The organism is Microvirga lotononidis (genome assembly GCF_034627025.1).
In the GTDB taxonomy this organism is placed as follows: Bacteria; Pseudomonadota; Alphaproteobacteria; order Rhizobiales; family Beijerinckiaceae; genus Microvirga; species Microvirga lotononidis.
On sequence record NZ_CP141048.1, the window covers coordinates 2,581,439 to 2,607,637 of the forward strand.

Here is a 26,199-nt window from a genome sequence, read left to right on the forward strand (position 1 = left end):
CCTGAATTTCATGAAAGCGGTTCCTTATGCCCTTCTCGCCCCGTGATGTCGAAGCCGTGGATCAACTCCTCCGCGAAGTCGCAAGGGTCGAGATCATGCCGCGTTTCCGCAATCTGGCAGCCCATGAGGTCCGGCAGAAATCGTCCGCCATGGACCTTGTGACGGATGCCGACGAGGCGGCCGAACGGATGATCAGCAGAGGCCTGAGGCAGATCTTTCCTCAGGCTGTGACGATCGGCGAGGAAGCCACGGAGCGGGATCCATCGCTTCTGAACAAGCTGGCGGACGCGGAACTTGCTCTCCTCATCGATCCGGTGGACGGCACCAAGAATTTCGCCTCAGGTCTCCCCTTGTTCGGAGTGATGGTGGCGGCCGTGGTGCGAGGGGAAATCGTTGCCGGCTGGATCCATGATCCCGTGGGGGACGACACCGCGATCGCCCTTCGCGGAGAGGGGGCGTGGATCCAGCGATCCGGCAATCACGTCGAGCTTCGCGTCGCGACTCCGGCTCCAGTCCAGGAAATGTCAGGCTGCGCATCCTGGAATCATATGCAGGAGCCCATGCGCTCGACCGTGGCGGCGAACCTGAGCGGCCTCGGGGCCGTTGCATGTTATCGCTGCGCGGCACACGAGTATCGGATGGCAGCAGCCGGACATTGCCACTTCCTTGTCCATGCGAAGTTGATGCCTTGGGACCATGCAGCGGGTTGGCTCCTTCATCGCGAGGCCGGCGGGTACTCCGCACGGTTCGACGGAACGCTCTATCATCCAGCGCTCCGAACCGGGGGGATCATCTGCGCTCCGGATGCAGAAAGCTGGAAGATGATCCGGGATATATTGTTCTGATATCTTGAGATTCCATTTGCGGCGGCTCAACGACATGCTCCTCAAAGGCGTATGAGTTCGCTTTATGGCGCATTCAGATCCTTGACGAAGTCTTGATTGCACCGTCCGCCTCGGGCCTGTCGCCACACGGGGCCCGCCCCTTCGCCATTGTCACGACATCCTCCAAACGCTAGTACGAGCGCATGTCTCCTCTGAAAGCCATCATCTTCGATCTCGATGGGACTTTGGTCGACAGCGCCTCCGATCTGAGGGACGCGGTGAACACCCTCCTGTCACAAGAAGGCCTCCGGCAACTCGACCTCGGCGAGGTCAAGTCCATGATCGGAGACGGAGTGGCCAAGCTCGTGGAGCGGGCCGTCTCGGCCACGGGTGGGGATATGTCGCGCGTTTCGGAACTCGTCGCCCGCTTCCTTCAGGCCTATGAAGCCAATGCGTCCCGCCAAACCGAGGCTTATCCTGGTGTCGCAGACACGCTGGCCAGTCTGCGCGCCCTCGGGCTTCCGTTGGCGGTCGTCACCAACAAGCCCTACGGGCCTACCATCGATATTCTGGAAGCCCTTGGCCTGCGGATCTATTTCGATGCGATCATCGGAGGCGATACGCTTCCCGATCGCAAGCCGCACCCTGCTCCGATCCTGGCGGCGTTGAGCCAGCTCGGCGTCCCACCCGAGGCGGCACTCATGATCGGCGACAACTATCATGATGTGCAGGCGGCCCGGGCAGCCGGCGTGCGCGCCGTTGCGGTCACCTACGGCTACAGCCACAAGCCTCACGCGGAGCTCGGCGCAGATCGCTTGATCGATACCATGCCCGACTTGCTGCCCATCGTTGTGAACATCGCTGCCGCCTGGGAAACCGGATCCACCTTGGACACCTGAACCGTGCGGTTACAAACCGGCGAACGGCGTCATGTCCAAATTGCGTTGCAAGGCGTGCGGGTGACAGTCGATCCGGCATCCAGGAAGCGTAGACCGATACTTTCCACATACACCTCGCGGATACTGCCATCCTCGACAAACGGCATACGATCGCCGACGCGAAGACCCAGGAGCGCCGTTCCCAGCGGCGTGGTGACGGAGATCTCCGCACCGGGCCAGATGAGGTCCTCAGCGTGGACGAGCAGGTGCGCATACGATTTCGGATCGTCGTCGATGCGATAGATCACGCGACAGTTCGTCGAAACGACATCTTCCGGCAGGGCGGCCGGGTGGCAGACCTCTGCGCGACGCAGTTCCTCAAGAAGGAAGTCGGGCGTACGGCGGTTACGATTCTGCTGCATCATTGCGGTGAACAGCAGGCGGTTGTAGTCGTTGGTCGCGATGGTAATCGGTGGGAGTTTGTTCCGCGTGCTCATGTAAGCCTCCTCGAAACGGTCGGGTGCCTGACGCGCAGGTGCGTTCCCGCAGGGCAGATGGACATGACGAGCCAACACGCCTGAACAGCGCGTAACGGCTCAACGATGGAATGAGAGAGATTTGACGCCCCGGAGTGCCGGCGACCACAATGGATCGAGCCGGCTCCTGGGGCTTACTTGCCTGCTTTGAGGCAACCCGCGTGCGCCTGAAGGCGAAGATCTTTCGCGAACATAATCATGACAACGACAAGATAGCCCTGTTGCGCGCGAATGCAAGGTTGCTGGCGTCGCAGGCGCTCGCGCGAAGGGAGTAGGGCCACAGGATGGATGCGCTTGTTCCGGATCGACGCAGCCCTGTGCAGGATATTGCGCTCCGAAGCGGAAGTCGCCATTAAGGCTACCGAGCGATAAGCTGCCCGATTGGCATCAACACATAGGAGCAAGATAGATTGCAAGCAGCCTCCATGCTGGACCAGGCTCTGACACGCCTTGACGAAGCAGCCCGGCACCTCGACCTCGACGCAGACGTTCTCGAGAAATTGAAGTACCCGCGCGAGACCACGAAGGTCCGCCTGATGATCCGCATGGACGACGGCTCCCGCAAGTCCTTCATGGCTTGGCGCTGCCGCTATGACGACACTCGTGGGCCGACCAAGGGAGGCATTCGCTTCCATCCGGACTCGACCATGGAGGAGGTGGAGACGCTTGCTTTCTGGATGACTTTCAAATGCGCGGTGATGAACCTGCCATATGGCGGAGGCAAGGGTGCAGTGCAGGTCGATCCCCGCACTCTGTCGAAGGCCGAACTGGAGCGCCTCTCGCGCGCCTACGTGCAGGCGTTCTCGAAAATCATCGGGCCTGACCGCGACATCCCGGCGCCGGACGTTTATACGAATTCGATGATCATGGGCTGGATGGCCGACGAATACGCCTCCATCGTAGGCGAGGCGACGCCGGCGGTGATCACGGGCAAGCCCATCGCCCTTGGCGGCTCGCTCGGGCGTGACGATGCGACGGCCCGTGGCGGCTACTATCTCGTCCAGCATCTGGCGCGGGCGCTCGGATTGGAGCCGGGGGCGCGGGTGGTGATCCAAGGCTTCGGCAACGCGGGCCAGCACATCGCGCGCTTGCTGGCTGCGGACGGATACACCATCGTGGCCGTCTCCGATTCAAAGGGTGCGATCCACAGCCCGGCAGGGATCGACGTCGACAGGCTCATGGCTGCCAAAGGGCAGGGGAGCGTCACGAGTCTGGCCGGGGCTGACGGTATCTCCTCCCTTGGCGCCGAAGACCTCGTTTCTGTCGATTGCGAGTTGTTCATTCCGGCAGCCCTGGAGGACATGATCCATGAGAGGAATGCCGGCAGCGTGAAGGCTCGCGTCATCCTCGAACTCGCCAACGGTCCGATCACGCCCGAAGCCGACGACATCCTGGCCACCAAGAACGTTGTCGTGCTGCCGGATATTCTGGCGAATGCGGGCGGCGTCACCGTCTCTTACTTCGAGTGGGTGCAGAACCGGCAGGGCTATTACTGGCCGGTCGACGACGTGCATGCGCGGCTGAAGTCGACGATGGAACGCGAAGGGGATGCGATCTGGGCGCTCGCCCGAGAGAAAGGCATCACCCTGCGCAGCGCGGCCTACGTGCATGCGCTCTCGCGGCTTGCGGGTGCCATCGAGGCGCACGGCACGCAGCAGTTCTTCACGAGCTGACGCCCGGAACGATACCATCATGAAGCCTCCGCCCCGATCAAACGGCGCGGCTCGGACACCGCGTCAGAACGGCGCCGTGGTCAGCTTGCCGCGCGCCTTGTCAAAGCTCGGGTTCTGCTCCCGTGCACAAGCCGAAACCCTGATTGCGGCCGGGCGCGTGAGCGTCGACGGCCGAATTGCCCGCAATCCCGCAACCCGTGTCGATCCGCAGCGCACGCGCATGACGGTCGACGGCCAACCGGTCGCGGCCGAGCGCAAGGTGTACCTGATGCTCAACAAGCCGCGCGGCTTGGTCACAACGCGAGACGATCCCGACCAGCGATCGACGGTCTACGATTGCCTGGGAGGGTTCGATCTCCCGTTCGTTGCTCCCGTTGGCCGGTTGGACAAGGCAAGCGAAGGACTGCTGCTCCTGACCAACGACACCCGATGGGCGCAGCGCGTGCTCGACCCCATGTCGAACGTCGAGAAGGTCTACCACGTCCAGGTCGACCGTATGCCCGATGATGGCGTGTTGGCGCGGCTTCAGGCGGGCATGATGCTCGACGGCGAACGTCTGGTCGCAAAGTCGGCAAGCGTGCTCCGGGCCGGTACACGCAATGCATGGCTGGAGGTCGTTCTCAACGAGGGCAAAAACCGCCAGATCCGGCGTCTGCTCGACGCCGTCGGTGCCGATGTGCTTCGCCTCGTGCGCGTCGATGTGGGTGGCGTGAAGCTGGGGGACCTGCCGAAAGGCTCGGTCCGGCACCTCTCTCCGCATGAGAAGGCAATGCTCGACGTTCCTGTCCGCGCCTCTCCCGACCTGCTCAAGGCGTCGCGAAGGCGGCAGTCTCCGGACAGCCGAACTCGGCCCGGCTCTTGCTGACACAAGCAATCGGCCTCTGGGCAACCTCATCGGTCGCTCAAGATGGGTTCGGTTGCCTGAGCTGCTCGATGCGCTAATCGCTCTTGTGAATCATGATGGTCCGGATCGTGCTCAGGTGGTCGAACATCGCTTGCCGCGCCGCTGCGGGATCCCGTGCCGCGATAGCCTCGACGATGGCCAAATGCATGCGCCCCTGTTGGGCCGCATATTCCTTCTTGCGCGCCCGCCGGAAAGCGAGGTCGTGCTGCCGTTGCCAGCGGGCACGGCCGCGTACCGATGACAGGACATTGAGGAAGGCGATCACCAGGGGATTGCCGGTAATGCGGGCGATCCCCTTGTGGAAGGCGTCGTCCGACTGCTCATAAGCTTGCCAGTCAGACGCTTCGCTGCTCCTCAACGCATGGCCGCGGAGGTGGCCGATATCCTCGGCGGTCGCGCGCAATGCGGCTTCACCGGCGATGGGAGGCTCGATCAGAAGCCGAGCGGCGAGCACGTCGGCGGGGGAGGCCATTTCGACCAGGATCGACGGGCGGACCGGTTCGGAGGCTGGGGGCGGTCCGACGAAGGTACCTTGCCCTACGTGCCGCCAGATCAGGCCTTCCTTCTCCAATACCTCCAGCACCGCCCGCAGGGTCTCGCGGCTGCAACCGATCATGGGGGCCAAGACCCGCTCCGGTTCCAATCGGTCCTGCGGGCCGTAGGCGCGCCGCCGAAGATGGGCGCGCAGGCGCTGGATGGCGGCCTCCTTCGTCACACGTGTGCCAGACATAAATTCCAGACCAATTTTTAGACCAATTCCGATCCGGCCTATGTAGTAGGTCCGGCCCGATCGCGAAAGCCTAGGCCGTGCCGGATGAATGGAGAGGGATGTCTGATGAAAGCGACACTTGCTGACCGATTTTTCGGCGATGAGCCTATTCCCGACCCGGCTGTCCGCATCGGCCGCCTCATCGGCACCATTCTGGGACTGCTGATCTATCCCATGTTCATCTGGATCGTCATCGACGGACTTTTTCGGGTCCTGTGAGCCGTGGCGGGGCCGACAGTGACACGCACAAGCGGCTTATCGACGAGCCTTCACACTCAGATTTTCCTGGGTGTGCTTCTGACTGCCGGTGCCGGCTTCGTCGACGCCGTTGGTTGCATCGGCCTCGGCGGGCTGTTCGCTTCCTTCATGAGCGGGGCCAGCGTGTCACTCGGGGTCGGGCTCGAGAGCAGTCGTTGGGATGTCGTCGGTCAGGGCCTGTTCATGATCGCTTCCTTTCTTGGCGGCGTCACGCTTGGCACGTTCCTGTCGGGTGTTCTGGGTCTGTGGGCTCCTCCGGCGATCCTGCTCCTGGAAGCGCTCCTTCTGGCGGGAGCGGCTCTGCTCGCCACCTCCGGATGGACTATCTCCGCCTCGATCGTTCCGGTCACGGCGGCCATGGGCATCCAGAACACGGCCTTGCCGCCTGTGAATGGGGTGAGGCTCGGCGCAACCTTCATTACCGGCACGCTGGTAAGTCTTGGGCAGGCGCTCGGACGCGCTCTTCTCGGCCAAGCCGACGCTTGGCGTCCGCCTGGCCATGCCTTGCTGTGGGGAGCTCTCGTGGCGGGAGCCCTGGCCGGCGCCCGGTTGACCAGCGCGTTCGGGGCGGCGGCCCTCATTGTCCCGGCGGTTCTGGTTGGTTCCCTGGCATTTCTCAGTGCCATGCTCACGTTGGCGAGGAGAATGCCTGACCCGGCATGTCAGCGTCGCGATCTGGAAGCGGATCGCCCCTCTGTGTGGCCGTACACCTGACTGCGCCAGCATACAGTTCATCGTCAGATCGGAATAAGCATGCGAAAGATCGACCCGTTTCTCCTGCTGATCATGGCGGCCATCGCCGTGGCCAGCTTACTTCCCGCGCAGGGTGTCGGTGCGGACATCCTCGACACGTTGGGCGTCTTGGGAATCGCACTGCTCTTCTTCGTCCATGGTGCCGCGCTTCCGCGAGAGGTGGTGATCCAGGGCCTCGTTCAATGGCGGCTGCATCTCTTCATCTTCGCCATCACGTTCGTGGTGTTTCCCATCGCTGTCATGCCGTATGGCATGCTGCCGTCGACATGGATGCCGGCGGATCTTCTCCTGGGTTTCCTCTACTTGGCGGCGTTGCCGTCGGCAGTGTCATCCTCCATTGCCTTCACAGCCATGGCCATGGGGAATGTGCCGGCGGCGATTTGCAGCTCGGCGGCCTCGAACGTTTTCGGCCTGCTGCTGACGCCGGTTCTGCTGTCGCTGCTTACGCGGACCTCCGTCGAGGGCGGCTTCGACCTCAGCAAAGCACTCGGCGACGTGGTGCTTCAACTCCTGGTCCCGTTCGCGGCCGGCCAGATGGCCCGCCCGTGGCTGGCGGGGATCATGGCCCGGCACGAGCGCCGGATCGGTCACCTCGATCAAGGTGTCATTCTGCTGATCGTCTACACGGCATTCTCACAGTCCGTGGTCGACGGCTTATGGACCCGGCTTCCGCCAGCCAGCGTGGTCCTGACGGCTGTCCTGTGCTTGGTCTTGCTGGCCGTTGTGCTGGCGCTCACGGCCTTCATCGCACGCCAGTTCGGGTTCTCGAGGGCCGATGAAATCGCTGCGGTGTTCTGCGGCTCGAAGAAGAGCCTGGCATCGGGCCTGCCGCTCGCGAAGGTCCTGTTCGCAACAGCTCCGGGCTTCGGCATGATCGTGCTGCCGATCATGTTCTATAACCAGATCCAGATCATCGTCGGTGCCGTCCTGGCCGGTTACTATGCCCGACATGGATGCACACCGGTTGTCGAGCGCTAACGAAAGCGAGGAACCTGAGGCGATGAGCCTGCAAAAGAGAAAAGCGCCCCATCGCGACAGGGGCGCCTTTCAGACTAAGCACGATGGAGAGTTGAGCCGTCCCGACGAACCGCAATCCGCCGGGAACAGAGATCTCGCTTCAGGCAGCCTTTACGCCGCGCAGGAATTGGCCGACCTCGTCCCCGAGGCTGTTGGAATGGCGGGCCAGTTCCTGGGCCGCGCTCAGCACCTGCGACGCGGCAGCCCCGGTCTCACCGGCACCCCGGCGCACGTCGCCGATGTTGCCGGTCACATGCTCGGTGCCGCGGGCCGCTTCGTGGACGTTGCGAGCGATCTCGCCCGTTGCAGCCCCTTGTTCCTCCATGGCTGCGGCGATCGTGACCGAGATCTGCGACATTTCTCCGATCGTCTGCGTGATGGTATGGATAGCCTGTACCGCCTCTCGGGTGGCCTGCTGCACCGATGCGATCTGCGTCGAGATCTCATCCGTGGCCTTTGCCGTCTGGTTGGCCAGTTCCTTGACCTCGGAGGCAACGACCGCAAAGCCCTTGCCCGCCTCACCAGCGCGAGCCGCCTCGATGGTGGCGTTGAGCGCGAGCAGGTTGGTCTGTCCAGCCACCGAATTGATCAGGGCGATGACGTTGCCGATCCGCTCCGCCGTGGAAGCCAGCTGCTGCACGATGGCGTCGGTGCGCTGGGCATCATGCACCGCACGTTCCGCAATCCGCGAGGACTGGGATACCTGCGAGGCGATTTCCCTGATCGAGATCGACAACTCTTCCGTGGCGGCTGCCACCGTCTGCACGTTGGCAGAGGTTTGCTCGGCGGCCGAGGCCGCGCTGACCGTCTGGTTGTTGGTCTGATCGGCAATCGACGTCATGGTCTGCGCCGTGGCTTCCATTTCCGTCGCAGCCGAAGCCAACCCCTGTGTCATGGCAGAGACATTGCGCTCGAAGTCCTTGGTCAGCTGATCGAGCACTTGGGCGCGGCGCATCTTCGCTTCGTTCTCGGCCTCCTGCTCGGCAGCAAGGCGTCGGGCTTCAATGGCGTTATCCTTGAAGACCTGGAGCGACCGGGCCAATGCGCCGACCTCATCCTGACGATCGGTGCCGGTTACCCGAATATCGAGCTCTCCCGCGGCCAAGCGGCCCATGGTTTTGGTCATCGCTCCGAGCGGCCGGGTCACGCCGAGGAGAACGATTGAGCAAATCAATCCGACGGCGAAGATCAACCCACCTGCGGCAGAGCCGACAAGCCACCACCTCGTGCTCAGCGCATCGGAAGACGCATCCTGCTTCATCTGCTCGAGTTCGAGCGCGATGCCGTCGCTGCTGGTGGTGATCTGATCGCGCAAAGCGCGGCGCAGGTCGCGCGCTGCACCATTCGTGATCTCGGTCGCCGCCGCATCGTTGCCCGCCATCGAAGCGGCAAGGCTCTGCTCCAATACCCGGAAGTAGTTCAGGGTCGCGCTTCTCAGGTTCTCATTCAGCTTCCTGAACTCGGCCGAACTGGAAAGCTCAACGATCTTATCGAGATCCTCAGATGCCTTCCTGGTCGCGGTCTTGAATGCATTTTCAACGCTCCTGACCCGGTCCGGAAGGTTCTTCGGCGTCAGGATCATGCCCTTCTCTTGAATCGAGGCCTCGTTGATCTGCGTGTTTACACTCTGGACCAGGCTCAGCCGTTTTGCATCGTTATCGACGATGCGCTCGGCATTGGCGTTCATTTCATCGAGGCCCGAGACCGCCATTGCTATCAGGCCTAGGGTAATGGCAACAAAGATCACCACCGGAATGGCGATCTTGGTGAGAAGTTTCACATTGTCGAGGATTCTCATTGTCTTTCATTGGCCCGCTCGCATCGCCGCGAGAAGCGCGCGCCCCCAGACGCACATGAACCGGGCTGCGCCAAAATTGGGCAAAGACGTGAACAAGACCTTAAGGTTTCGCTGTCCAAATAGGCAATATTCGGTGTGACAAAATCGACCGGGCAAAAGTATGCGCGTCTTGGAGTAGGTCAAGTAGGCGACGCAGGCAGGATATTCCACGATTTCATACACGCGTGAGAGAGATCGAGCTCTCCTTCAGGCGCGCTTATTGACGATTGTCCTCTAAATAAGCTTATTTTCTTGGGTGCCTCATCGCCGGTAGCATAAGAGCCTGTTCCCTTTCGGACCAGAGCTGAACGTCCGAGTGACCAGCGCTAGGCAGTGTGATTGTATCCGAGGCATATTCACGTCGCCGCCGCCAGTGCAATCGAGTCTGCTACTCGCTCGTAGCGATCCGACAATGTGGCTGTTGCAATGCGCAGATGCCACGTCGGCAAGTTGGAAAACTTGGCTCCCGGGTGGACAGCGATGCCATGAGCCGCGAGCGTTACCATGGCGAATGGCTCGGACGACACGGGGACCCAGGCGCATAGACCTTCGCCATGCAATGCGTTGACGCCCCTCTGTTGCAGGGCGCCAACGAGACGAGCGCGCCGGTTGTGGTAAATCGTACGAGCGTGGTCGATGGATTGCCGCGTGGCTGAATCACGTAACAACCATGCCGTGGCACCTTGCAGGATTCGGCTCGTCCAGCCGGCGCTGAAGCTGCGGTAGGACTGGATCTGCTCAACAATGGCGCGGGAGCTGGAGAGGACCGCCAAACGCAAGTCCGGCCCATGCGTTTTCGAGAACGACAGGATGTGGATGACCCGGTTCGGAAAGTGAATTCCCATCGAATGGCGTGGCGCTGAAGAGATATCTCCGACACCGTCGTCTTCGACGATGAGGGTGTCTGACTCCTTCAGAATGTCGACAAGCGCTTCGAAACGCTCCCGACTGACGCTCTGGCCGGTCACGGAATGCAGGCGGGGCTGAAAGATGAATGCGGCAGGTCTTGTTTTCAGTGCCACCTCAAGGGATGAAGGCAGCGGTCCTTCGTTGTCGCATTCGACCGGCACGATACGAACCCCTCGGTCTTCTAGAATGTCGAGGAGGCGCATCCCCGTCGGATTTTCAATCGCCACGGATGCTCCCGGCGGCAGTAATGCGTGAACCAGGGTGTAGACCGCGTTGTAGCCGCCATTCGTCGCCAGAAAGGCCTCCGGCTCATAAGGCCACGTTTTCCTCACTTCCTCTTCGAGCTCAGGCAAGATTCGATTGCGCTCGTAGCTGTTGAGGTTCTCCGCAGAGGCGCCGTAGGCCATTGCATTCGCGAGGGGCGGCAGCAGGCGGACATCGGGAACGGCTGCGGTCAAGTTCAGAATACCTTCGCCGTAATTGCCGGAACTCCCGAGGCGGTTTGGCTTCGCGACGAAGCGGTCTCCGCTCACCCAGGTGCCGTTTCTCCCTCGGCCGCTGATGATGTTCTGACGCCGCAACTCACTCCACGCTTCCGAGATCGTCGCAGGGCTGACCCCAAGCGCGAATGCAAGATCGCGGATTGGAGGCAACTTCGTACCAACGGTAAGCGCGCCAGCGCGGATGAGCGCTCTGGTCTCGAGAGCGATCCCGCGAATGGTCCTATCGTTCAATTTCTCGGCAAACCACTGCGCGTCTCTGCTTTCAACCATGCGGCACCAAATTTAATGTTCAATAACATAATAGAGTTTGATCAACTTAATATGAACATTTTAATTACAGGCAGACCAAGTTTGCTGCGAGTGAAATCTGATGCCATTGACCCTCCGTCTTGCCCTTCGCGACTGGGACTACATGACGCCCCTGGTGTTGGGTGACGTTCGGTCCGATCGTCTCGATATCAAGGTTGATCGCGTCGGGACGCTCATTTCCAATGTCGCCCGTGACCCGTCGTACGAAGGGGCCGAGATGTCCTTCAGCCGCTATTCGCAGCTGCGGCATGACGGAGACGACAGCGTCGTGGGCATCCCGAATTTCATCATGCGCGGGTTCCGCCATCGATGCATCATCACCACGAAGGAAAGCCCAATCCGCAAATTGTCGGATCTTGCCGGCAAGAAGATCGGCGTGACGGGCTGGCGGGATTCCGGCAACACCTGGACCCGCGCCGCCCTCCGTCGCGAAGGCGTCGGGATCGAAGATGCCATGTGGTACGCGGGCAGGCTGACTGAAGCACATCCCATCACTGACCGGCTCGACGGGTTCGGCCGTCCGGGGCGCATCGAAGCGGCTCCTGGCGAGAGGCCGATGGTCGATCTTCTGAAGGATGGTGGCCTGGATGCCATTTTCACCCCCTTCATGCCGCCGGGCTTCTTCGATCAGGATTCCCCGCTTCGCCAGGTCCTTGACGACTTCAGGGCTGCCGAGGTCGCTTACTACCATGATGTCGGTTACGTACCAGGCATGCACCTGATCGGCCTCAAGGCTGAGCTTGTGCAGGAGCATCCGTGGGTCATGGATGAACTCAGCGAATTGATCGACGCCTCTCAGCGCATGTGGCTGCAGAAGCGTGAGAAATACGCGGATACGACCCCCTGGATGATCGATGAGCTTCGCCGTTGCGCCGCGGACCTGTCGCCCTCGTGGAATGTCAGCGGGCTCGAGGCGAACGAGAAGATGATCGGCGACTTCGGCACCGAGCTCTACGAGCAGAAGATCCTGCCGCGCGCTCTGACGCCGGCCGATCTCTTTCCCTGGCACGCGCGTGCGCAATGAATTCCGTCAGAGGGACTGACGACCTGAAACGGCGTCTTTAAATAGAAAGGGTTTCTTCCATGCAGTCGAAATTGATCGCCTCCGCCGCATTCGCTGCCCTGCTTGTCGCAGGCTCGGCCATTGCGCAAGAAGCAGGCATCCCGAAGCAGAGCGTGAACCAGGAGCTGCGGGCACGCCTTCCGGAGAACATCCGCACCGAGGGCAAGATGATCTCGGTCAACAACGGTTCGTTCCCTCCCTATGAGATCGTCACCGGAACCGAGATGACCGGCGCCAGCAGCGATCTGACGGATGCGATCGGTCAGGTTCTCGGCGTCAAGATCGAGCATGCCACGGTCGGCGGCCTGCCGGCGCTGCTCGCCGGCGTGAATTCCGGGCGCTACCAGTTCGCGTTCGGCCCCGTGGGCGATTTCAAGAGCCGCGAAGAAGCCAATGATTTCGTCGACTGGGTTCAGGAATTCGTCGTCTTCGCCGTTCAGAAGGGTAACCCCAAGGGCATCACCTCGCTCGATACCGCCTGCGGCAACCGCATCGCCGTCATGGCAGGCGGATCCGCTGAGCGCGTGATCCAAGTCCAAGCCGAGAAGTGCAAGGCCGACGGCAGGGAGCCTCTCACGGTTCAGTCCTATACGGACCAGCCGAGCTCGATCCTCTCCGTCCGCTCGAAGCGCGCCGATGCGTTCTTCTCCTCGCAGGCGCCCCTGACGTACTTCGTTGCCCAGGCCAACGGCCAGCTCGAACTGACCGGCGTCGGGCAGAAGAACGGATTCGAGGATCTCTATCAGGGCGCCGTCGTTCCCAAGGGATCGCCGCTCGGCCCGGTGCTGCTCGATACCATCAAGCTCTTGATGAGCAATGGAACCTACGCGGCCATCATGAAGAAATGGGGCCTTGAGAACAACATGATCAAGGAGCCCGGCATCAACCTTGGTGGAGCGCTGCCGAAATGAACCGTCTTGATCTGTCGAGCGCATCGCCCTTGGGCGATGCGCACTTCCGGGACGTGGCGACGGCCCACGCTCCCTTCCGCCTCGGCCGGTTGATTCTCTGGGCCGTCATCCTTCTCGTGGCGGCGAACTTCGCCTGGATCGTCGCCCATAACGAAAACTTCGGCTGGCCTGTCGTGGTCGCCTATTTCTTCGATCCGACGGTCATCAACGGCCTCTATGTCAGCCTTGGGCTCACAGTCGTCGCGATGGCGATCGGCACGGTTCTCGGACTCGTTCTCGCCATCGCCCGCATGTCCAAGGACCGGCTGGCGAACTCGTTCGCCTCCCTGTTCATCTGGTTCTTCCGGGGCACGCCGCTGCTCGTGCAGCTCATCTTCTGGTACAACCTGTCGACCTTGTTCCCGCGCCTGTCGATTTCCATTCCCTTCGGGCCCACGCTCGCGAGCTGGGATACGAATTCGGTCATCACGCCGATGACGGCCGCCATCGTCGGGCTCGCGCTGAACGAGGCAGCCTACATGGCGGAAATCATTCGCGGCGGCCTCCTCTCCGTGGATCGCGGCCAGACGGAAACAGCCGAAGCCTTCGGCATGACGCGGGCCAGGGCTCTATGGCGGATCATCATCCCGCAGGCCATGCGCTCCATCGTTCCCCCGACCGGCAACCAGCTGATCAGCATGATCAAGGCGACGTCTCTCGTCAGCGTGATCGCGATGGCCGATCTGCTCTATTCCGTGCAGTCGATCTACAACCGCACCTTCGAAATCATTCCGATGCTGCTCGTGGCGGTCATCTGGTATCTGCTCATCACCTCGATCCTCAATGTCGGGCAGAGCTATATCGAGGCCTATTACGGCCGCAGCGAGCGCCGCAACAGAACCGCCGATAAACCGGCGCCTGTCGTTGCAGCCGTAGAGGAGGCAAGCCATTGAGTGCCGCCCAGACCCTGACGCCGCTTGTCCAGGCCAACGATGTCCATAAATCCTTCGATCAGCTTGAAGTGCTGAAGGGAATCGACCTCGACGTCATGCCGGGAGAGGTCGTCGTGATCCTCGGTCCCTCCGGCTCGGGAAAATCCACCTTCCTGCGCTGCATCAACCACTTGGAGGCCATCAACAAGGGCTTCATCGCGGTCGATGGCGAGCAGATCGGCTACCGGCTCCGCGGCGATCGTCTCGAGAAGCTCTCCGCGAACGGCATCGCCCGCCAGCGCCGGAAGATCGGCATGGTGTTCCAGCAGTTCAATCTGTACCCGCACATGACGGTGCTGCAGAACATCATCGAGGCGCCCGTGGGCATTCATGGCGAAAGCCGCCAGGAAGCGACCCGGAACGCCCTGAGTCTCCTGGAGCGGGTCGGGTTGTCGGAAAAGGCCGGCAGCTATCCGCGCCAGCTTTCCGGCGGCCAGCAGCAGCGCGTCGCGATTGCCCGCGCCCTTGCGATCAAGCCCAAACTGATGCTGTTCGACGAGCCCACATCGGCCCTCGACCCGGAGCTGGTCGGCGAGGTGCTCGCCACCATGCGCGATCTCGCCAAGCAGGGTCTCACCATGATCGTCGTCACCCACGAGATCGGCTTCGCCCGCGAGGCGGCGGACCGGGTCGTGTTCATGGATGGCGGCAAGATCGTCGAGATGGGCAGCCCGGACGATGTGATCGGAAATCCTCAGCATCCTCGCACGAAGGCCTTCCTGTCGCGCTTCCTGTGACCGTCGACGGCCTTCTTCCAAGCCAGCGTTTCATTGCCATTCGGACGAATACCATGCTCAACGACAACGTCTTTGCCAGAGTCTCGGATTTCGAAGCCATGGAAGCGGAGCTCACGGGCATCCGCCACCATCTCCATGCCAATCCTGAACTCTCCTTCGAGGAGGCCGAAACGGCGCGCTTCGTCGCCGACAAGCTCGAGGGTTGGGGCTATGAGGTAACCCGCAATGTCGGCGGGCATGGTGTCGTTGCGCGCCTGAGCGCGGGCGACGGACGGAAGGGCATCGCCATTCGGGCCGACATGGACGCTCTCCCGATCGTGGAAGAGAGCGGTCTAGCCTATGCAAGCCAATCCCTCGGCAAGATGCACGCCTGCGGCCATGACGGGCATACGACCGTGCTGCTCGGAGCCGCCGAATATCTGGCCCGGACCCGGCGGTTCAATGGCACCGTCACGCTGGTCTTCCAGCCGGCCGAAGAGGCCGGCAAGTTCAGCGGCGCCCAGGCCATGATTGCCGATGGTCTCTTCGAGCGCTTTCCCTTCGATGCCATCTTCGGCCTGCACAATCACCCCGGCGCGCCTGAAGGCAACATCCTCTTGCGCTCCGGCCCGATGATGGCCTCGTCCGACACCGTCAACATCACGATCACAGGCAAAGGGGGGCATGCCTCGCGGCCCCATCTCACCATCGATCCGGTGGTGGTCGCGTGCAACCTGGTGGTCTCGCTGCAGACGATCGTGTCGCGGAATATCGACCCGACCCAGACGGCCGTCGTCACTGTTGGAACGATCCATGCAGGCAGCGCCGTCAACGTCATTCCGGAATATGCCAAGCTCGCGCTGAGCGTCCGCTCCTTCGATCCGAAGATCCGGGATCTCCTGCAGGAGAGGATCCTCAAGCTGACTCAATCCGTCGTCGACGGCTATGGCGCGACGGCCGAGATCGAGTACGAGCGGGGATATCCCGTCGTGGTCAACTCCGAAGAGGAGACGGCCTTTGCCCGCACCGTTGCCGAGGAGCTGATCGGGACAGACAGGGTTTCGACCTGTCATCTCATTCCGGGAAGCGAGGATTTCGCCTATTTCCTCGAGCACAAGCCCGGCAGCTTCCTGCGGCTCGGAAATGGGACGAACTCCGCCATCCTGCACAGCTCGAAATACGACTTCGCCGACGGAAGCCTGACCACGGGAGCCGCATTGTGGGCCCGCTTGGTGGAGCGCTATCTCGCTGAATGACGGAAACGCGGCAGTTCGCCTGCTGAAGAGCGTACCCGATCCCAGCTGACGGCAAGATGGGGTCGGGACCCACATGCAAAAAGGCCAGGTGGAGCGCGCCACATCGACGGTCATGTCGCCCGCGCTCCCGACCCGTTACCAGCTTCAGCCTTCGGCATCCATGGCGTGAAGCATTTCGACGCGACGGCGGCAATCCTCATCAGTTGAGAATTCAGCCGACAGATAGGACGCAACGAGGTCCTGCGCGAGCCAGGCGCCGACGATCTTGGCCCCAATGCACATCACGTTCACGTCGTCATGCTCGACCGATTGATGAGCCGAATGGATGTCGTGGCAGACGGCGGCGCGGATGCCCTTGACCTTGTTGGCCGCAATCGACGCGCCGACGCCCGTCCCGCAGACCATGATGCCGCGCTCGGCCTCGCCGGATTTCACCTTCTGGGTCAACGCGCGGGCAATGTCCGGGAAGTCGACGGGCTTATCGTCGAAGGATCCGACGTCGATCACTTCATGGCCGAGCGAGCGTACGTGTTCGACCACCGCGTTCTTCAGGGGCCATCCGGCGTGATCCGATCCGATTACGACGCGCATTGAAAATAACCTTTTTTGCTTTGCGATTGCAGGCCGCGTGGTGCCGGGGGCACCACGCGTATTCGTTTAGACTCAGCTCCGCATTTCCTGCGGAAGCTCGGTGCCATGGAACTTCTTGTAGATCTCGTTCAGCTTGCCGTTCTTCAGGTTGGTCGAGATCCACTCGTTGAGCTTCTCGACCAGGGCCGGCTCGCCTTTGCGGACGCCGATGGCGAGATCGAAGGTGCGGATGAGAACCTTCGGCTCGAACACGCGAGATGGGTTCTTGACGCCGATCTGGTTGGCGATCGTCGCCGAGGTCGCGACGCAGTCCGCCTGTCCGGAAACGGCGGCCGTCACCATGGTGGCGTCGTCGTCGAATCGGGCGAGAGTGAGGTTGCGATCCTTCATGTTCGACAATTCGGTATCCTGGGTCGTGCCGCGGGAAACCGCGATGGTTTTGCCCTTCAGGTCGCTCCAATCCTTCGCTTCGACCGTCTTCAGGCAGGCGACGACGGATTGCAGCGCCGCATAGGCCTTGGTGAAGTCGATCACCTTGGCGCGTTCCGGCGTGACGGAAAGGGTCGAGACGATGATGTCCGCCTTGTTGGTCTGGACATTCGGGATGCGGGTTGCGCCCGTGGTCTGGACGAATTCGAGCTCGAGGCCCCAATCCTTCGCCAGAAGCTGAGCGGTCTCCACGTCCGAGCCGGTCGGCTTGAGATTGGCGTCCATCATGCCGGACGGCGGGATCGCCATATCGGTCGCGATCCGGATCTTCTTCGCCTTCATGATGTCGTCGAGAAGGTCTGCATGGGCGGCCGAGGTGCCGAATGCAACCATGCAGGTCATGGCGAAGGCGGCGGCTGATAGTGAGCGCTTCATCATCGTCGTTTTCTCCCTCAATCGTCGTTGTCGTTAAAGCCCTGTGCCAACGAACTGGGCGAGTTCCGGAGTTGCGGGCGATGTCAGGATCGCGGCAGGTCCGGTCTCATGGACCTTGCCGCGGTGCATGAACACCACCCGGTTGGCGATACCCCTGGCAAATCCCATCTCGTGCGTGACCATCACCATGGTCATGCCGTCCGCAGCGAGCGCTTCGATGACTTTCAGCACCTCTCCGGTGAGTTCCGGATCGAGGGCCGACGTCACTTCGTCGAACAGCATCACCTTGGGCTGCATGGCAAGCGAGCGCGCAATCGCCGCCCGCTGCTGCTGGCCGCCGGAAAGCTGTTCGGGATACTGATGGAGCTTGTCCTCCAGCCCGACCTGGGCCAGGACTTGCCGCGCCTGCTCCTTCGCCTGGGCCTTGGAAATGCCCTTCACGGAGCAGGGGGCAAGCGTGATGTTCTCCTCGATCGTCAGGTGAGGGAACAGGTTGTAGCTCTGGAAGACGATGCCGACATCCTGCCGCAAGGCTCTCAGGTCGAGCTTGGGATCGCTGACCCGATGGTCGCACACGACAATCTCCCCGCTGTCGATCTTCTCGAACCGGTCGATGCAGCGAAGGGCCGTGCTCTTGCCGGAACCGCTCCGTCCGATCAGGACGAGAACCTCTCCGCGATCCACCTCGAAGCTGACGCCGTCGAGCACTTTGAGCGGACCGAAGCTCTTGTGCACGTTCTTGAGGGAAACCACCGGCGATGTGGGTGCCGCGTTCAGTGTCTGGTGCATGTCAGGCAGTCCCGAGTGAGAGGCGGGCAGGGCCGCTGCGCATCTCCAGGCGGCGGCTGATGAGGGAGATCGGATAGCAGAGGGCGAAGTAGATCACGGCGATGATGGTGTAGATCAGGAAGGGCTCGAACAGGGAGTTGTTGATGATCTGGCCCGAGCGAGCGAGCTCCACGAAGCCGACCACCGAGGCCAGCGAGGTGTTCTTGATGATCTGGACCATGAAGCCGACGGTCGGAGGCGTGGCGATGCGAACCGCCTGCGGCAGGATGACTTTCACCATCCGCTGGGAGCGGCTGAGGGCAAGCCCTTCCGCCGCTTCCCATTGCGGCTTCGGAACGGACTCGATGCTGCCGCGCCAGATTTCGCCGAGATAGGCTCCGACATAGATCGTCAGCGAGGCTCCGGCGGCCGTCAGCGGAGAGACGGTGATGCCCAGCGTCGGCAGACCGAAATAGGTCAGGAACATGATGACAAGCAGCGGCGTGCCCTGGATGAGCTGAACGTAGCCGGCACTGAGGAGCCGGACGATCCGGCTCGGCGAGATGCGGCACAGGGCAATGATGAAGCCCGCGATGCCGCCGCCGAGCAGGCCGATGAGTGACAGGCCTATGGTCCACAAGGCTCCATAGCCGAGGAACATGAGGTGATTGGCATTCAGGGAACCGCCCATCGTCTCCTCCTCACAAAGGGGTGCCGAGGCGTCGGCGACGCGGGAAGATCACAAGTCCGAGCAACCAGAACCCGGCACGCATGACCAGCGACAGAACGATGTAGACGAGCGCGACCAGAATATAGGTCTCGAAGGCCCGATAGGTGTCGGACTGCACGTAGTTCGCGACGGCCGTCAGTTCCTCGGCCGAGATCTGAGACGTCACCGACGAGGCCAGCATCAGCAGCACGAACTGGCTGGTCAGCGATGGATAGACCTTTTCGATCGCCGGCCACATGACTACGTGCCAGTAGATCTGGGCGCGGGAGAGCGCGAGGCCTTCGGCGGCTTCGATCTGCCCGCGGGGGATCGAGTCGAAGCCCGCGCGGATGATCTCGGTTGTGTAGGCCCCGACATTGATCGTGAGAGCCGCCGCCGCGACGGCGAAGGCGGAGAACTTCAGCCCCAGGCTGGCGAGGCCGAAATAGACGAGGAAGATCTGGACCAGAAGCGGCGTATTGCGGATCGACTCGACATAGATGCCGCAGATCCGCGAAACGATGGGATGATGGCTGCGCCGGCCGATGGCGCCGAGAACGCCGATGACCGTGCCGAGCAAGGTGGCGATGAAGGCGAGCTGAAGGGTAAGCAGCGCCCCGTCCAGGAAGGCCGGCCATCGCTCGAAGATGGTGGCGAAGTCCAGATTGATGTTCATTCCAATCCGTCCCTCGTCACGCGGCGGCCTGGTTCGTCATCCGGTCATAGACGCGGAAGAGAGCCTGGTTGCCGTTCGTGCCTTCGCCATGCGCGCTCGCCTCGACATACTGGCTCGTCACGAGCGCGGTTCCCGGCAGTGGGACGGACAGCGAGAGCGCCTGCTCCTGCACGAGACGAAGGTCCTTGAGCATCAGGTCGATGCGAAAACCCGCGGAGGCATCGCCGGCGATCATCGCGGGACCGAGCTTGTCGAGCATCCAGGATGCGGCTGAGCCGCCGAGGAGCACAGTGCGAAGCGTGTCGAGGGCCACGCCGGAGGCGCGGCCGAGTGCAAGCGCTTCGCAAACGGCCTGGATATTGATGGCGCAGACGAGCTGGTTGCAGAGCTTGACCGTCTGCCCCGCTCCCGCCTCGCCCACATGGGTGATCGTCGTGCCCATGGCACGGAAATACGGTTCGGCGGCCAGGAAGGCGTCTTTGTCGCCGCCCGCCATGATCGAAAGGGTAGCGCTCTTGGCGCCGACCGGGCCGCCGGAGACGGGCGCATCGAGAAAGGCAATCCCTTTGGCCCGAAGATCGGCATGCATGCGCCGAACCGCGACGGGCGAGATCGTGCTCATGTCGACGAAGAGGCACCCCCGCGGCGGCAAGGCCAGAAGGCCGTCTTCGCCATAGACGATCTCTTCGACCTGCGGCGTGTCGGGAAGCATGGAGATGACGATGTCCGCATCGGTCGTGGCATCAGCCAGATTTTCGGCGCCGATGGCGCCATGACGGAGAAGATCGTCCACGGCTTCCATCCGGACGTCGTAGGCATGGACCGTGTAGCCTGCCTTGAGCAGGTTGAGGGCCATCTCCCGTCCCATGGTGCCTAAGCCGACAAAGCCGACGGTTCCTTTGCGGACGTTCTTCTCCGTCACGGCGTCTCTCCTTCTGGTTTTATCACGAGGCGCTTTGGGTCTTGCCGATGGCCGCGCGACGGCGGAAATCGTCGCCGATCGCGAAATGCTCACGCATGACCTTTTCGGCATGTTCCGGATCGCGTCCCACGATCGCATCGAAGATGCGGCGATGATCCTCGATCAGGTATGTCTTCATCGTGTCGAAGACCTGGAGGAGTTCTCTCCGTGTCCGATGCGACCGCATCAGAATTCCCGACATGGAATCGTGAAGGACGATGAGCGTCTCGGATTTTCCCGCCGTGACGACGGCGCGATGGAACTTGAAATCCGCGGCGCTGCCGGCATCTGCGTCGTCGATCGTCTCGGCGATCCGGGTGAGGGCGAGTTGAAGCTTCTCGAAATCCGACACCGTCGCCCGCTCCGCGGCCAGCCGGACGGCTTGGCACTCGATGGCGATCCGCGCCTGCATCACGTCATCGATGACCTCCGATTGCTGCGCGAAGGCGAAGGTGAAGAAATCGTTGAGGACGGAGAGGTCGGGACGGCGGACGATCGTGCCGACCCGGTCGCGGATCTCGACGACCCCGAGCACCGTCAGAGCACGCAAAGCCTCACGCAGGATCGGTCGGCTGACACCGAGCTGCGCAGCAAGATCGCGTTCAGGGATAAGCCGGTCGCCCGGTCGCAATGAGCCTGCGAGCAAGCGTTCGCGCAGGAAGGCGAACACTTTTTCGAACCCCTTGCCGCCACTCTCCCTAAGCCGCGTGATTTCAAGATCAGCGGTCATCTATTTTACCTTGGTCAGACCAAAATACATACCACGGTTATCCAGTCAAGCGCGGCGTGTTCTGGGGTCCGTTATGATGGTGGCGAGGAGGTCTCTGGAGCGCCGTGCCGGGAACGGAGGTTCGCCTCGGTTACGGGCCGATTTCACCGCAGCAATAGGGGGAGTGCGGGAGGGGCTGCGGATGTTGCGGCGTTTCAATATGACATCATTTCTCTGCTTATGGCGGGCCATTCAGAGCCATTCCTCTGCAAGGAGCGGAGTTGAAGAGGACAAGCTCTGCTGTTGACGCCTTATGGAGACATACCTACTGATCGGTAAGCAGGCTTTTAGAGACTACCCGCAGTCTCGATGCGCAGGCGCACGCAAGTCGATCGTGGTGCAGAGATGCGCACGTTTCTGATCCATGGGACGGGCGCATTGAGAACCGAACCCTGAAATCGCTCGATAGGACCATGACGATGAATACGCTCCCGCCCTTTCGCACTGGGGAAGTCCGAATCGAGCAGGGCTATGTCCGCCCCTTCGATGGCGTTGAAATCCCCTTCGGAATCGTCGAGGGCTCTGAGCCCGGTCCTTGTCTGCTCGTCACTGCAGGCGTTCATGGTTCCGAGTTCTGCTCCATCGAGACGGCCGTTCGCCTGATGAAGAGAAGGCCTGAAGAGATCAAGGGAACGCTTGTCGTCCTGCCGATTCTGAACGTCCAAGGCTTCCATAAGCGCAGCATCTACATCATGCCGGAGGATGGGAAGAACCTGAACCGGATGTTCCCGGGCCGGGCTGACGGCTCGACAAGCGAGAGGCTCGCGCATTGGCTCGTGACGAACGTCTACCCGCAGGCGGATGCCTATCTCGATCTCCATGGCGGTGACCTCGACGAGTCGCTCGCGCCGTTCACGATCTTTCCGAGCGGCTGCGAGAAGTCGAAGGCGCTTGCCACCGCGTTCGGGATTCCGGTCGCCGTCGCTGCTGGCGGGGAGGGTTATACGGTCAATTCCGCCTACAACGTCGGGGTGCCGAGCATCCTGCCGGAGGTGAGCGGCAATGGACTCTGGGGCGAGGATACGGTCAGTGAGATGATGGCAGGTGTCGAGCGCGTGATGCACCATCTCGGGATGATTCCGGGTCCTGTGCAACCCGCGCTTCAGACGGTCCCGCAATTCGTCACGATGTGGGTGCCGTCTGCTCCCTCCGCTGGGCTCTGGTACTCCGCCAAGGAACTCAGCGATCCGGTGGCCGTGGGCGACGTGCTGGGCGAGATCAAGGATGTCTTCGGAAAGGTTCTCGCGACCGTGCGCTCGGAAAAGGAAGGCTTCATTCTGTACCGGCTCACCAGCCTGTCCGTGAACCAGGGCGAGGCGCTGCTGGGTGTCGGAACCCCGCTCGCAAGCTGATCCCTCCATCCGACGATCGCTGCGACTACATCCTTCTGGACGAATTCGCTCCTTCGTCGCGCGGAAATGCCGTCATTGCATCCCGACCTCCTCGACGGTCGGTCTCTAGATATGTTTCTCGACGCGACATTGGCCGATCAGATGCAGAGCGTGTACGGTCGATAAGAGATCGCGCCGGTCCGCGACTGGCCGCGGGCCGAGAACGATAACCTCGAGAGGACAATCCATGGAAATCATCAGAGCGGGCTCCGCCGCCTCCGCGAAGGGACCGGACGATTGGTTTACCGGCACCGTGCGCATCGATCCTCTGTTCAACCGGTTCGCCCCGGAGCGCGTGCAAGGCGCGGCGGTCACCTTCGAGCCGGGGGCGCGCACCGCCTGGCACACTCACCCGCTCGGTCAGACTCTGATCGTCACTGCCGGCGCTGGACGGGTGCAGCGCTGGGGCGGACCGGTCGAGGAGATCCGTCCCGGCGATATCGTCTGGTTCCCTCCGGGCGAAAAGCACTGGCACGGCGCGGCTCTCAACACGGCCATGCCGCACATCGCCTTGCAGGAGGTGCAGGACGGTAAAGTCGTCGACTGGATGGAGAAGGTTTCCGACGACCAGTACGGGTCATAGGCTGCGGTTGGGGAGTCTCGCTCTCATCCCACGGGATCTCCAGGGACGATGCGCCTGCATCGGCACTGACGCGAGGGCCGGCGGCTCTTTGCAAACGATGTCTTCCGATCTGGGAAAAGCCGCACGTTTGTCGCCAGGCTGCCCCATCATGAATTGAGCGCGGCCTGGATCGTCGTAGGCCCAAATTGTCAAAGGGCTGTCCTCTTCAGTCAAGCATCGTGCTGCGCCATGCATACAATGTGCTGTGGTGGACAGCAGGGAACGAGAGTGTTCCGCCATTGCGGAGGTTGCGATGAGAATTGCGGAGATCCTGACAGCCGCTGGACTTTGCTTGAGTCTTGCTGCGTCCGACGCGGTGGCGCAGGGAGGGCTCGCGGGACTGCAGGGCGCCTGGCTGTCGGGCAGTGAGGATTGCGCGGAGATTTTCGCAACCGGCGGGAAGGGGCCATCGTTCAAGAAGCCGGTCGACATCTTCGCGCCGGCTTTCATCGTCGCGGGGAACCGTCTGAGGACGCCGCAAGCATCGTGCCGTATCAAAGCGGTCAAGCCGGATGGAGACCGCCAGCGTCTGGCCCTGGATTGCGCCAACGCAGTGGCCGGCAGCCAGGTAGGGGTTCTTCTGTCGGTACAGTCAGATGGCTCGCTCAGGCGCTACTTCAATGCGCATGACACGACCGGCACTCAGTACAAACAGTGTTCGCGATGAGGCTTGTCGAGACTGCCCGGCTCAGCGGCATTGCACGCCGCCGCTGAGTGCCGAAAAGGGTGCGCCGTCCAGGAGACAAGCCCCGTGAGCCCATCCTGCACGCCAAGCTGTCGGTGTCTGGCCGGACCAGCGTCGAAAGGCACGGGTGAATGCGCTGGCCTCGGAATAGCCGAGGGCTGCTGCGATCTCGGCAAGCGGCACCTCGGTGTCACCCAGCAATTGGCGGGCAATCTCGAACCGGATCTCATTGGTCATCGATCGATAGCCCTGGCCGCTGCCTTTGAGACGGCGGCTCAAGGTGCGGCGATGCACGGCTAGCAAACCGGCGATATCCTCCGCCGAGGAGCGGGCGCCGAGCATCCGCGTACGCAGCAGCCGACGGATATCGTCCTGGAAGCCGGCACCCGCGTTGGTCCTCAGCTGCCGTATGCGGTCCTCCAGGACGGCCCGCAGCAGGGGATCGGCGCCAGCCACGGCGCGCGTCAGGTCCTCGGCCGGAAACACTAGTGTGGCGCTCTCCTGATTGAACCGGACCGGTGCTCGAAAATGCTGCCGATAGGATTTCGGATCGGCTGGGTTTGTGCGGGGCACGAGCACCTCGATCGGATTCCATTCGGAGCCGCACAGCGCCCGCAGCGCATTGACCGCAACAGCCAGGGAGGCATCGGTGATCTGCTCTGTACTCTCGGTCTGCGGCGAGTAGACGGCGAACGTGAGCAATGCCATGCCATCGACCTTTGTCAGCGAGGCCACGACGGCGCGATCCTGGACGTTCAGATTGGATACAAGTCCATCCAGGGCCGCGCCCACGGTGTCCGAGTGCTGCATCAGGCGTCCGACCAAGTCCATGGACAGGATGGTGGCGCGCCGGCCGACCAGCAGCCCAAGATGCGGACAGCGCGTGGCTGCAGCACTCAGGGTGTACAATCGGGCAAGCGCGGCAATCGGAACGACATTCGTGCTGTCCTCGAACAGGCGGGGATCGAGGCCCGATGCGCGGATGAGTGCGTTCGGATCAAGGCCGAACTCGCGCAAGACCGGGGCGATCTCTTTGCTGACCCCAAGATGGATGTACCCGGGAGGAATCGTTCCTCGAGCGGACGAGGGCGGGGCGACCGGCGCCGCCGCAATCGGCTCTGCTCGTCCTTTGCTCGGATCCTCGTGTGCCGGCTCAATGTTGTCCTGCATCGTCATGTCCCGTCGGCTTCGGAGAAGCGGTGCAAAGCCTGCCCGGCCGATGCCCTCGACCGTTGTGCCTTGGCGAATTACTGCGAACGGAAGAGGTCCTGGCAGTCATGAACTCAAGGTTCCTGCCTTTTCCTCCAATGCGCGTCGGGCCAGCTGTCTGGTTTCACCGGTACGGAGACTCGTTGACGGCAAGGTAAACAAGAGACGATCGGCATGATCCACTCACTTCGGACAGACATCCCAAAATCCCTGAGTGCGCTGCGAATTGGTGTAGTACCAGCAATAGCCGGTGCCCGGCGACGGCGAGGCGGCATAGGTCGTGGCTGCGGCTGCCGTTACGAACCCAAGGGCCGCGCCGGCGGCGACCGCTGCCCCGGGCCGCCACCAATAGGATGGAGGACGGTACCACCCGCCCGCTGGCACGGGAGGGCGATATCCCGGACGGACGGCGACGTTGCCGGCGGGACCGCGCGCCGCGGCTCCGCCATAGGGCCCACGAGCAGCCACCCCACCGTGAGGGCCACGCGCCACCGCGCCGCGCGGACCGCGCGCAACTGCACCGCCCCTGGGGCCACGCACGGCCGCTCGCGTGTACTCCAAATGCCTATCCCGAATGCCCTCGAGCAATCTGGTCGGGAATTGCAGATATGCGGTATCCGACGATAGGGAGCTCGCTTCGACCGGCGTCCAGACCGCAGCCAGCAGGCCCAACATGCAGGTCGTTCCGATCAACCGAAGGGTGCCCTGGCCCGAGTAACGACTGTGCATGCGCCCCTCCCGCTGAACGTCCGATAAATCGGCACGTTGAGCCTTGGCTGGAACTGGATCGAAGGTCCGAGAAGAACCGTCTTCATGCTCAAACCTTACCGTAGGTTAAGCATCCTAGCTTCAATTCGATCTGCTTGA

28 protein-coding genes are annotated in these 26,199 nt (G+C 62.2%); 15 read left to right on the plus strand and 13 right to left on the minus strand.

Annotated features, from left to right (window positions below; all coding sequences use genetic code 11):
* Positions 1-26 precede the first annotated feature (26 nt).
* Entirely contained in the window at positions 27-845 is an 819-nt protein-coding gene (locus tag U0023_RS12150; protein ID WP_040638423.1) for an inositol monophosphatase family protein, read from the plus strand.
* A gap of 182 nt (positions 846-1,027) precedes the next feature.
* Positions 1,028-1,723 (plus strand): phosphoglycolate phosphatase, encoded by a 696-nt coding sequence (gph, locus tag U0023_RS12155; protein WP_009491452.1) that lies wholly within the window; start codon positions 1,028-1,030, stop codon positions 1,721-1,723.
* 29 nt (positions 1,724-1,752) lie between these two features.
* Here gph and U0023_RS12160 read toward each other — a convergent pair whose 3' ends face one another.
* Positions 1,753-2,199: a GreA/GreB family elongation factor gene (locus tag U0023_RS12160; protein WP_009491451.1), complete on the minus strand. Its 447-nt coding sequence runs from the start codon at positions 2,197-2,199 to the stop codon at positions 1,753-1,755.
* Positions 2,200-2,663: 464 nt separating this feature from the next.
* On the opposite strand from U0023_RS12160, the gene U0023_RS12165 reads away from it, so the two are divergent.
* Together U0023_RS12165 and U0023_RS12170 are read left to right on the plus strand one after the other, a co-directional pair.
* A complete protein-coding gene (locus tag U0023_RS12165) occupies positions 2,664-3,911 on the plus strand; it encodes a Glu/Leu/Phe/Val family dehydrogenase (RefSeq protein ID WP_195904186.1) in 1,248 nt (415 codons plus the stop codon).
* A 19-nt stretch (positions 3,912-3,930) separates the two neighbouring features.
* On the plus strand, positions 3,931-4,776 hold the full coding sequence (locus U0023_RS12170) for a pseudouridine synthase (RefSeq protein ID WP_009491449.1): 846 nt from the start codon (positions 3,931-3,933) through the stop codon (positions 4,774-4,776).
* A gap of 73 nt (positions 4,777-4,849) precedes the next feature.
* Here U0023_RS12170 and U0023_RS12175 read toward each other — a convergent pair whose 3' ends face one another.
* Positions 4,850-5,545: a FadR/GntR family transcriptional regulator gene (locus U0023_RS12175; protein ID WP_009491448.1), complete on the minus strand. Its 696-nt coding sequence runs from the start codon at positions 5,543-5,545 to the stop codon at positions 4,850-4,852.
* A 105-nt stretch (positions 5,546-5,650) separates the two neighbouring features.
* Here U0023_RS12175 and U0023_RS12180 point away from each other — a divergent pair, with 105 nt between their 5' ends.
* The 3 genes from U0023_RS12180 to U0023_RS12190 are packed head-to-tail and all read left to right on the plus strand — an operon-like array spanning position 5,651 to position 7,573.
* Positions 5,651-5,803, plus strand: coding sequence for a hypothetical protein (locus tag U0023_RS12180; protein WP_009491447.1), 153 nt, complete (start codon positions 5,651-5,653; stop codon positions 5,801-5,803).
* An 18-nt stretch (positions 5,804-5,821) separates the two neighbouring features.
* Positions 5,822-6,556: a YoaK family protein gene (locus tag U0023_RS12185; protein ID WP_009491446.1), complete on the plus strand. Its 735-nt coding sequence runs from the start codon at positions 5,822-5,824 to the stop codon at positions 6,554-6,556.
* Between the two features lie 39 nt (positions 6,557-6,595).
* Positions 6,596-7,573 (plus strand): bile acid:sodium symporter family protein, encoded by a 978-nt coding sequence (locus U0023_RS12190; protein ID WP_009491445.1) that lies wholly within the window; start codon positions 6,596-6,598, stop codon positions 7,571-7,573.
* A gap of 139 nt (positions 7,574-7,712) precedes the next feature.
* Here the strand turns inward: U0023_RS12190 and U0023_RS12195 are convergent, their stop codons facing one another.
* Together U0023_RS12195 and U0023_RS12200 are read right to left on the minus strand one after the other, a co-directional pair.
* Positions 7,713-9,410 carry a methyl-accepting chemotaxis protein gene (locus U0023_RS12195; RefSeq protein WP_009491444.1) on the minus strand — a complete coding sequence of 566 codons (1,698 nt, stop codon included), beginning with the start codon at positions 9,408-9,410 and terminating at the stop codon, positions 7,713-7,715.
* Positions 9,411-9,805: 395 nt separating this feature from the next.
* Positions 9,806-11,131 carry an aminotransferase-like domain-containing protein gene (locus U0023_RS12200; RefSeq protein WP_009491443.1) on the minus strand — a complete coding sequence of 442 codons (1,326 nt, stop codon included), beginning with the start codon at positions 11,129-11,131 and terminating at the stop codon, positions 9,806-9,808.
* Between the two features lie 100 nt (positions 11,132-11,231).
* On the opposite strand from U0023_RS12200, the gene U0023_RS12205 reads away from it, so the two are divergent.
* Genes U0023_RS12205 through U0023_RS12225 form a run of 5 tightly spaced genes read left to right on the plus strand, consistent with a single transcriptional unit; the run spans position 11,232 to position 16,087 of the window.
* Positions 11,232-12,194 carry a substrate-binding domain-containing protein gene (locus U0023_RS12205; RefSeq protein WP_009491442.1) on the plus strand — a complete coding sequence of 321 codons (963 nt, stop codon included), beginning with the start codon at positions 11,232-11,234 and terminating at the stop codon, positions 12,192-12,194.
* A gap of 59 nt (positions 12,195-12,253) precedes the next feature.
* Positions 12,254-13,144: an ABC transporter substrate-binding protein gene (locus tag U0023_RS12210; protein WP_009491441.1), complete on the plus strand. Its 891-nt coding sequence runs from the start codon at positions 12,254-12,256 to the stop codon at positions 13,142-13,144.
* Positions 13,141-14,076, plus strand: a complete 936-nt coding sequence (locus tag U0023_RS12215; RefSeq protein ID WP_009491440.1) for an amino acid ABC transporter permease — start codon at positions 13,141-13,143, stop codon at positions 14,074-14,076. The genes U0023_RS12210 and U0023_RS12215 overlap by 4 nt, the downstream gene beginning before the upstream one ends.
* Positions 14,073-14,852 carry an amino acid ABC transporter ATP-binding protein gene (locus U0023_RS12220; protein WP_009491439.1) on the plus strand — a complete coding sequence of 260 codons (780 nt, stop codon included), beginning with the start codon at positions 14,073-14,075 and terminating at the stop codon, positions 14,850-14,852. Before U0023_RS12215 ends, U0023_RS12220 begins: the two co-directional genes overlap by 4 nt.
* 53 nt (positions 14,853-14,905) lie before the next feature.
* Entirely contained in the window at positions 14,906-16,087 is a 1,182-nt protein-coding gene (locus U0023_RS12225; protein ID WP_009491438.1) for a M20 aminoacylase family protein, read from the plus strand.
* A 144-nt stretch (positions 16,088-16,231) separates the two neighbouring features.
* Here the strand turns inward: U0023_RS12225 and rpiB are convergent, their stop codons facing one another.
* The 7 genes from rpiB to U0023_RS12260 all read right to left on the minus strand — a co-directional run bounded on the left by rpiB (position 16,232) and on the right by U0023_RS12260 (position 21,386).
* The gene (rpiB, locus tag U0023_RS12230; protein ID WP_009491437.1) at positions 16,232-16,678 is read right to left on the minus strand and encodes a ribose 5-phosphate isomerase B; all 447 of its coding nucleotides are present in this window, start codon (positions 16,676-16,678) and stop codon (positions 16,232-16,234) included.
* Between the two features lie 72 nt (positions 16,679-16,750).
* Positions 16,751-17,509 (minus strand): transporter substrate-binding domain-containing protein, encoded by a 759-nt coding sequence (locus U0023_RS12235; RefSeq protein WP_407667415.1) that lies wholly within the window; start codon positions 17,507-17,509, stop codon positions 16,751-16,753.
* A gap of 66 nt (positions 17,510-17,575) precedes the next feature.
* On the minus strand, positions 17,576-18,331 hold the full coding sequence (locus U0023_RS12240) for an amino acid ABC transporter ATP-binding protein (RefSeq protein ID WP_009491435.1): 756 nt from the start codon (positions 18,329-18,331) through the stop codon (positions 17,576-17,578).
* A gap of 1 nt (position 18,332) precedes the next feature.
* Positions 18,333-19,001: an amino acid ABC transporter permease gene (locus tag U0023_RS12245; protein WP_009491434.1), complete on the minus strand. Its 669-nt coding sequence runs from the start codon at positions 18,999-19,001 to the stop codon at positions 18,333-18,335.
* 10 nt (positions 19,002-19,011) lie between these two features.
* A complete protein-coding gene (locus tag U0023_RS12250; RefSeq protein WP_009491433.1) occupies positions 19,012-19,695 on the minus strand; it encodes an amino acid ABC transporter permease in 684 nt (227 codons plus the stop codon).
* Positions 19,696-19,711: 16 nt separating this feature from the next.
* Entirely contained in the window at positions 19,712-20,755 is a 1,044-nt protein-coding gene (locus U0023_RS12255; protein WP_322883744.1) for an NAD(P)-dependent oxidoreductase, read from the minus strand.
* A complete protein-coding gene (locus U0023_RS12260) occupies positions 20,640-21,386 on the minus strand; it encodes a FadR/GntR family transcriptional regulator (RefSeq protein WP_009491431.1) in 747 nt (248 codons plus the stop codon). The genes U0023_RS12255 and U0023_RS12260 overlap by 116 nt, the downstream gene beginning before the upstream one ends.
* Positions 21,387-21,838: 452 nt before the next feature.
* On the opposite strand from U0023_RS12260, the gene U0023_RS12265 reads away from it, so the two are divergent.
* The 3 genes from U0023_RS12265 (at position 21,839) to U0023_RS12275 (ending at position 24,105) form a co-directional block, all read left to right on the plus strand.
* Entirely contained in the window at positions 21,839-22,777 is a 939-nt protein-coding gene (locus U0023_RS12265) for a succinylglutamate desuccinylase/aspartoacylase family protein (RefSeq protein WP_052600509.1), read from the plus strand.
* Positions 22,778-23,003: 226 nt separating this feature from the next.
* Positions 23,004-23,399, plus strand: a complete 396-nt coding sequence (locus U0023_RS12270; RefSeq protein WP_009491429.1) for a (R)-mandelonitrile lyase — start codon at positions 23,004-23,006, stop codon at positions 23,397-23,399.
* A gap of 292 nt (positions 23,400-23,691) precedes the next feature.
* Positions 23,692-24,105, plus strand: a complete 414-nt coding sequence (locus tag U0023_RS12275) for a hypothetical protein (RefSeq protein WP_009491428.1) — start codon at positions 23,692-23,694, stop codon at positions 24,103-24,105.
* A 21-nt stretch (positions 24,106-24,126) separates the two neighbouring features.
* On the opposite strand, the gene U0023_RS12280 is transcribed toward U0023_RS12275, so the two are convergent.
* Positions 24,127-25,293 (minus strand): AraC family transcriptional regulator, encoded by a 1,167-nt coding sequence (locus tag U0023_RS12280; protein ID WP_009491427.1) that lies wholly within the window; start codon positions 25,291-25,293, stop codon positions 24,127-24,129.
* 222 nt (positions 25,294-25,515) lie between these two features.
* Positions 25,516-26,061, minus strand: coding sequence for a hypothetical protein (locus U0023_RS12285; protein ID WP_009491426.1), 546 nt, complete (start codon positions 26,059-26,061; stop codon positions 25,516-25,518).
* Positions 26,062-26,199: the final 138 nt, after the last annotated feature.

What these genes read in the sequence shown, in the direction of transcription:
- U0023_RS12150 (WP_040638423.1), top strand. Translation starts at nt 27, where the DNA reads ATGCCCTTCTCGCCCCGTGATGTCGAAGCCGTGGATCAACTCCTCCGC.
- gph (WP_009491452.1), top strand. Translation starts at nt 1,028, where the DNA reads ATGTCTCCTCTGAAAGCCATCATCTTCGATCTCGATGGGACTTTGGTC.
- U0023_RS12160 (WP_009491451.1), bottom strand. Translation starts at nt 2,199, where the DNA reads ATGAGCACGCGGAACAAACTCCCACCGATTACCATCGCGACCAACGAC.
- U0023_RS12165 (WP_195904186.1), top strand. Translation starts at nt 2,664, where the DNA reads ATGCTGGACCAGGCTCTGACACGCCTTGACGAAGCAGCCCGGCACCTC.
- U0023_RS12170 (WP_009491449.1), top strand. Translation starts at nt 3,931, where the DNA reads ATGAAGCCTCCGCCCCGATCAAACGGCGCGGCTCGGACACCGCGTCAG.
- U0023_RS12175 (WP_009491448.1), bottom strand. Translation starts at nt 5,545, where the DNA reads ATGTCTGGCACACGTGTGACGAAGGAGGCCGCCATCCAGCGCCTGCGC.
- U0023_RS12180 (WP_009491447.1), top strand. Translation starts at nt 5,651, where the DNA reads ATGAAAGCGACACTTGCTGACCGATTTTTCGGCGATGAGCCTATTCCC.
- U0023_RS12190 (WP_009491445.1), top strand. Translation starts at nt 6,596, where the DNA reads ATGCGAAAGATCGACCCGTTTCTCCTGCTGATCATGGCGGCCATCGCC.
- U0023_RS12195 (WP_009491444.1), bottom strand. Translation starts at nt 9,410, where the DNA reads ATGAGAATCCTCGACAATGTGAAACTTCTCACCAAGATCGCCATTCCG.
- U0023_RS12200 (WP_009491443.1), bottom strand. Translation starts at nt 11,131, where the DNA reads ATGGTTGAAAGCAGAGACGCGCAGTGGTTTGCCGAGAAATTGAACGAT.
- U0023_RS12205 (WP_009491442.1), top strand. Translation starts at nt 11,232, where the DNA reads ATGCCATTGACCCTCCGTCTTGCCCTTCGCGACTGGGACTACATGACG.
- U0023_RS12210 (WP_009491441.1), top strand. Translation starts at nt 12,254, where the DNA reads ATGCAGTCGAAATTGATCGCCTCCGCCGCATTCGCTGCCCTGCTTGTC.
- U0023_RS12215 (WP_009491440.1), top strand. Translation starts at nt 13,141, where the DNA reads ATGAACCGTCTTGATCTGTCGAGCGCATCGCCCTTGGGCGATGCGCAC.
- U0023_RS12225 (WP_009491438.1), top strand. Translation starts at nt 14,906, where the DNA reads ATGCTCAACGACAACGTCTTTGCCAGAGTCTCGGATTTCGAAGCCATG.
- rpiB (WP_009491437.1), bottom strand. Translation starts at nt 16,678, where the DNA reads ATGCGCGTCGTAATCGGATCGGATCACGCCGGATGGCCCCTGAAGAAC.
- U0023_RS12235 (WP_407667415.1), bottom strand. Translation starts at nt 17,509, where the DNA reads ATGACCTGCATGGTTGCATTCGGCACCTCGGCCGCCCATGCAGACCTT.
- U0023_RS12240 (WP_009491435.1), bottom strand. Translation starts at nt 18,331, where the DNA reads ATGCACCAGACACTGAACGCGGCACCCACATCGCCGGTGGTTTCCCTC.
- U0023_RS12245 (WP_009491434.1), bottom strand. Translation starts at nt 19,001, where the DNA reads ATGGGCGGTTCCCTGAATGCCAATCACCTCATGTTCCTCGGCTATGGA.
- U0023_RS12250 (WP_009491433.1), bottom strand. Translation starts at nt 19,695, where the DNA reads ATGAACATCAATCTGGACTTCGCCACCATCTTCGAGCGATGGCCGGCC.
- U0023_RS12255 (WP_322883744.1), bottom strand. Translation starts at nt 20,755, where the DNA reads ATGCGATCGTGGGACGCGATCCGGAACATGCCGAAAAGGTCATGCGTG.
- U0023_RS12260 (WP_009491431.1), bottom strand. Translation starts at nt 21,386, where the DNA reads ATGACCGCTGATCTTGAAATCACGCGGCTTAGGGAGAGTGGCGGCAAG.
- U0023_RS12265 (WP_052600509.1), top strand. Translation starts at nt 21,839, where the DNA reads ATGACGATGAATACGCTCCCGCCCTTTCGCACTGGGGAAGTCCGAATC.
- U0023_RS12270 (WP_009491429.1), top strand. Translation starts at nt 23,004, where the DNA reads ATGGAAATCATCAGAGCGGGCTCCGCCGCCTCCGCGAAGGGACCGGAC.
- U0023_RS12275 (WP_009491428.1), top strand. Translation starts at nt 23,692, where the DNA reads ATGAGAATTGCGGAGATCCTGACAGCCGCTGGACTTTGCTTGAGTCTT.
- U0023_RS12280 (WP_009491427.1), bottom strand. Translation starts at nt 25,293, where the DNA reads ATGCAGGACAACATTGAGCCGGCACACGAGGATCCGAGCAAAGGACGA.
- U0023_RS12285 (WP_009491426.1), bottom strand. Translation starts at nt 26,061, where the DNA reads ATGCACAGTCGTTACTCGGGCCAGGGCACCCTTCGGTTGATCGGAACG.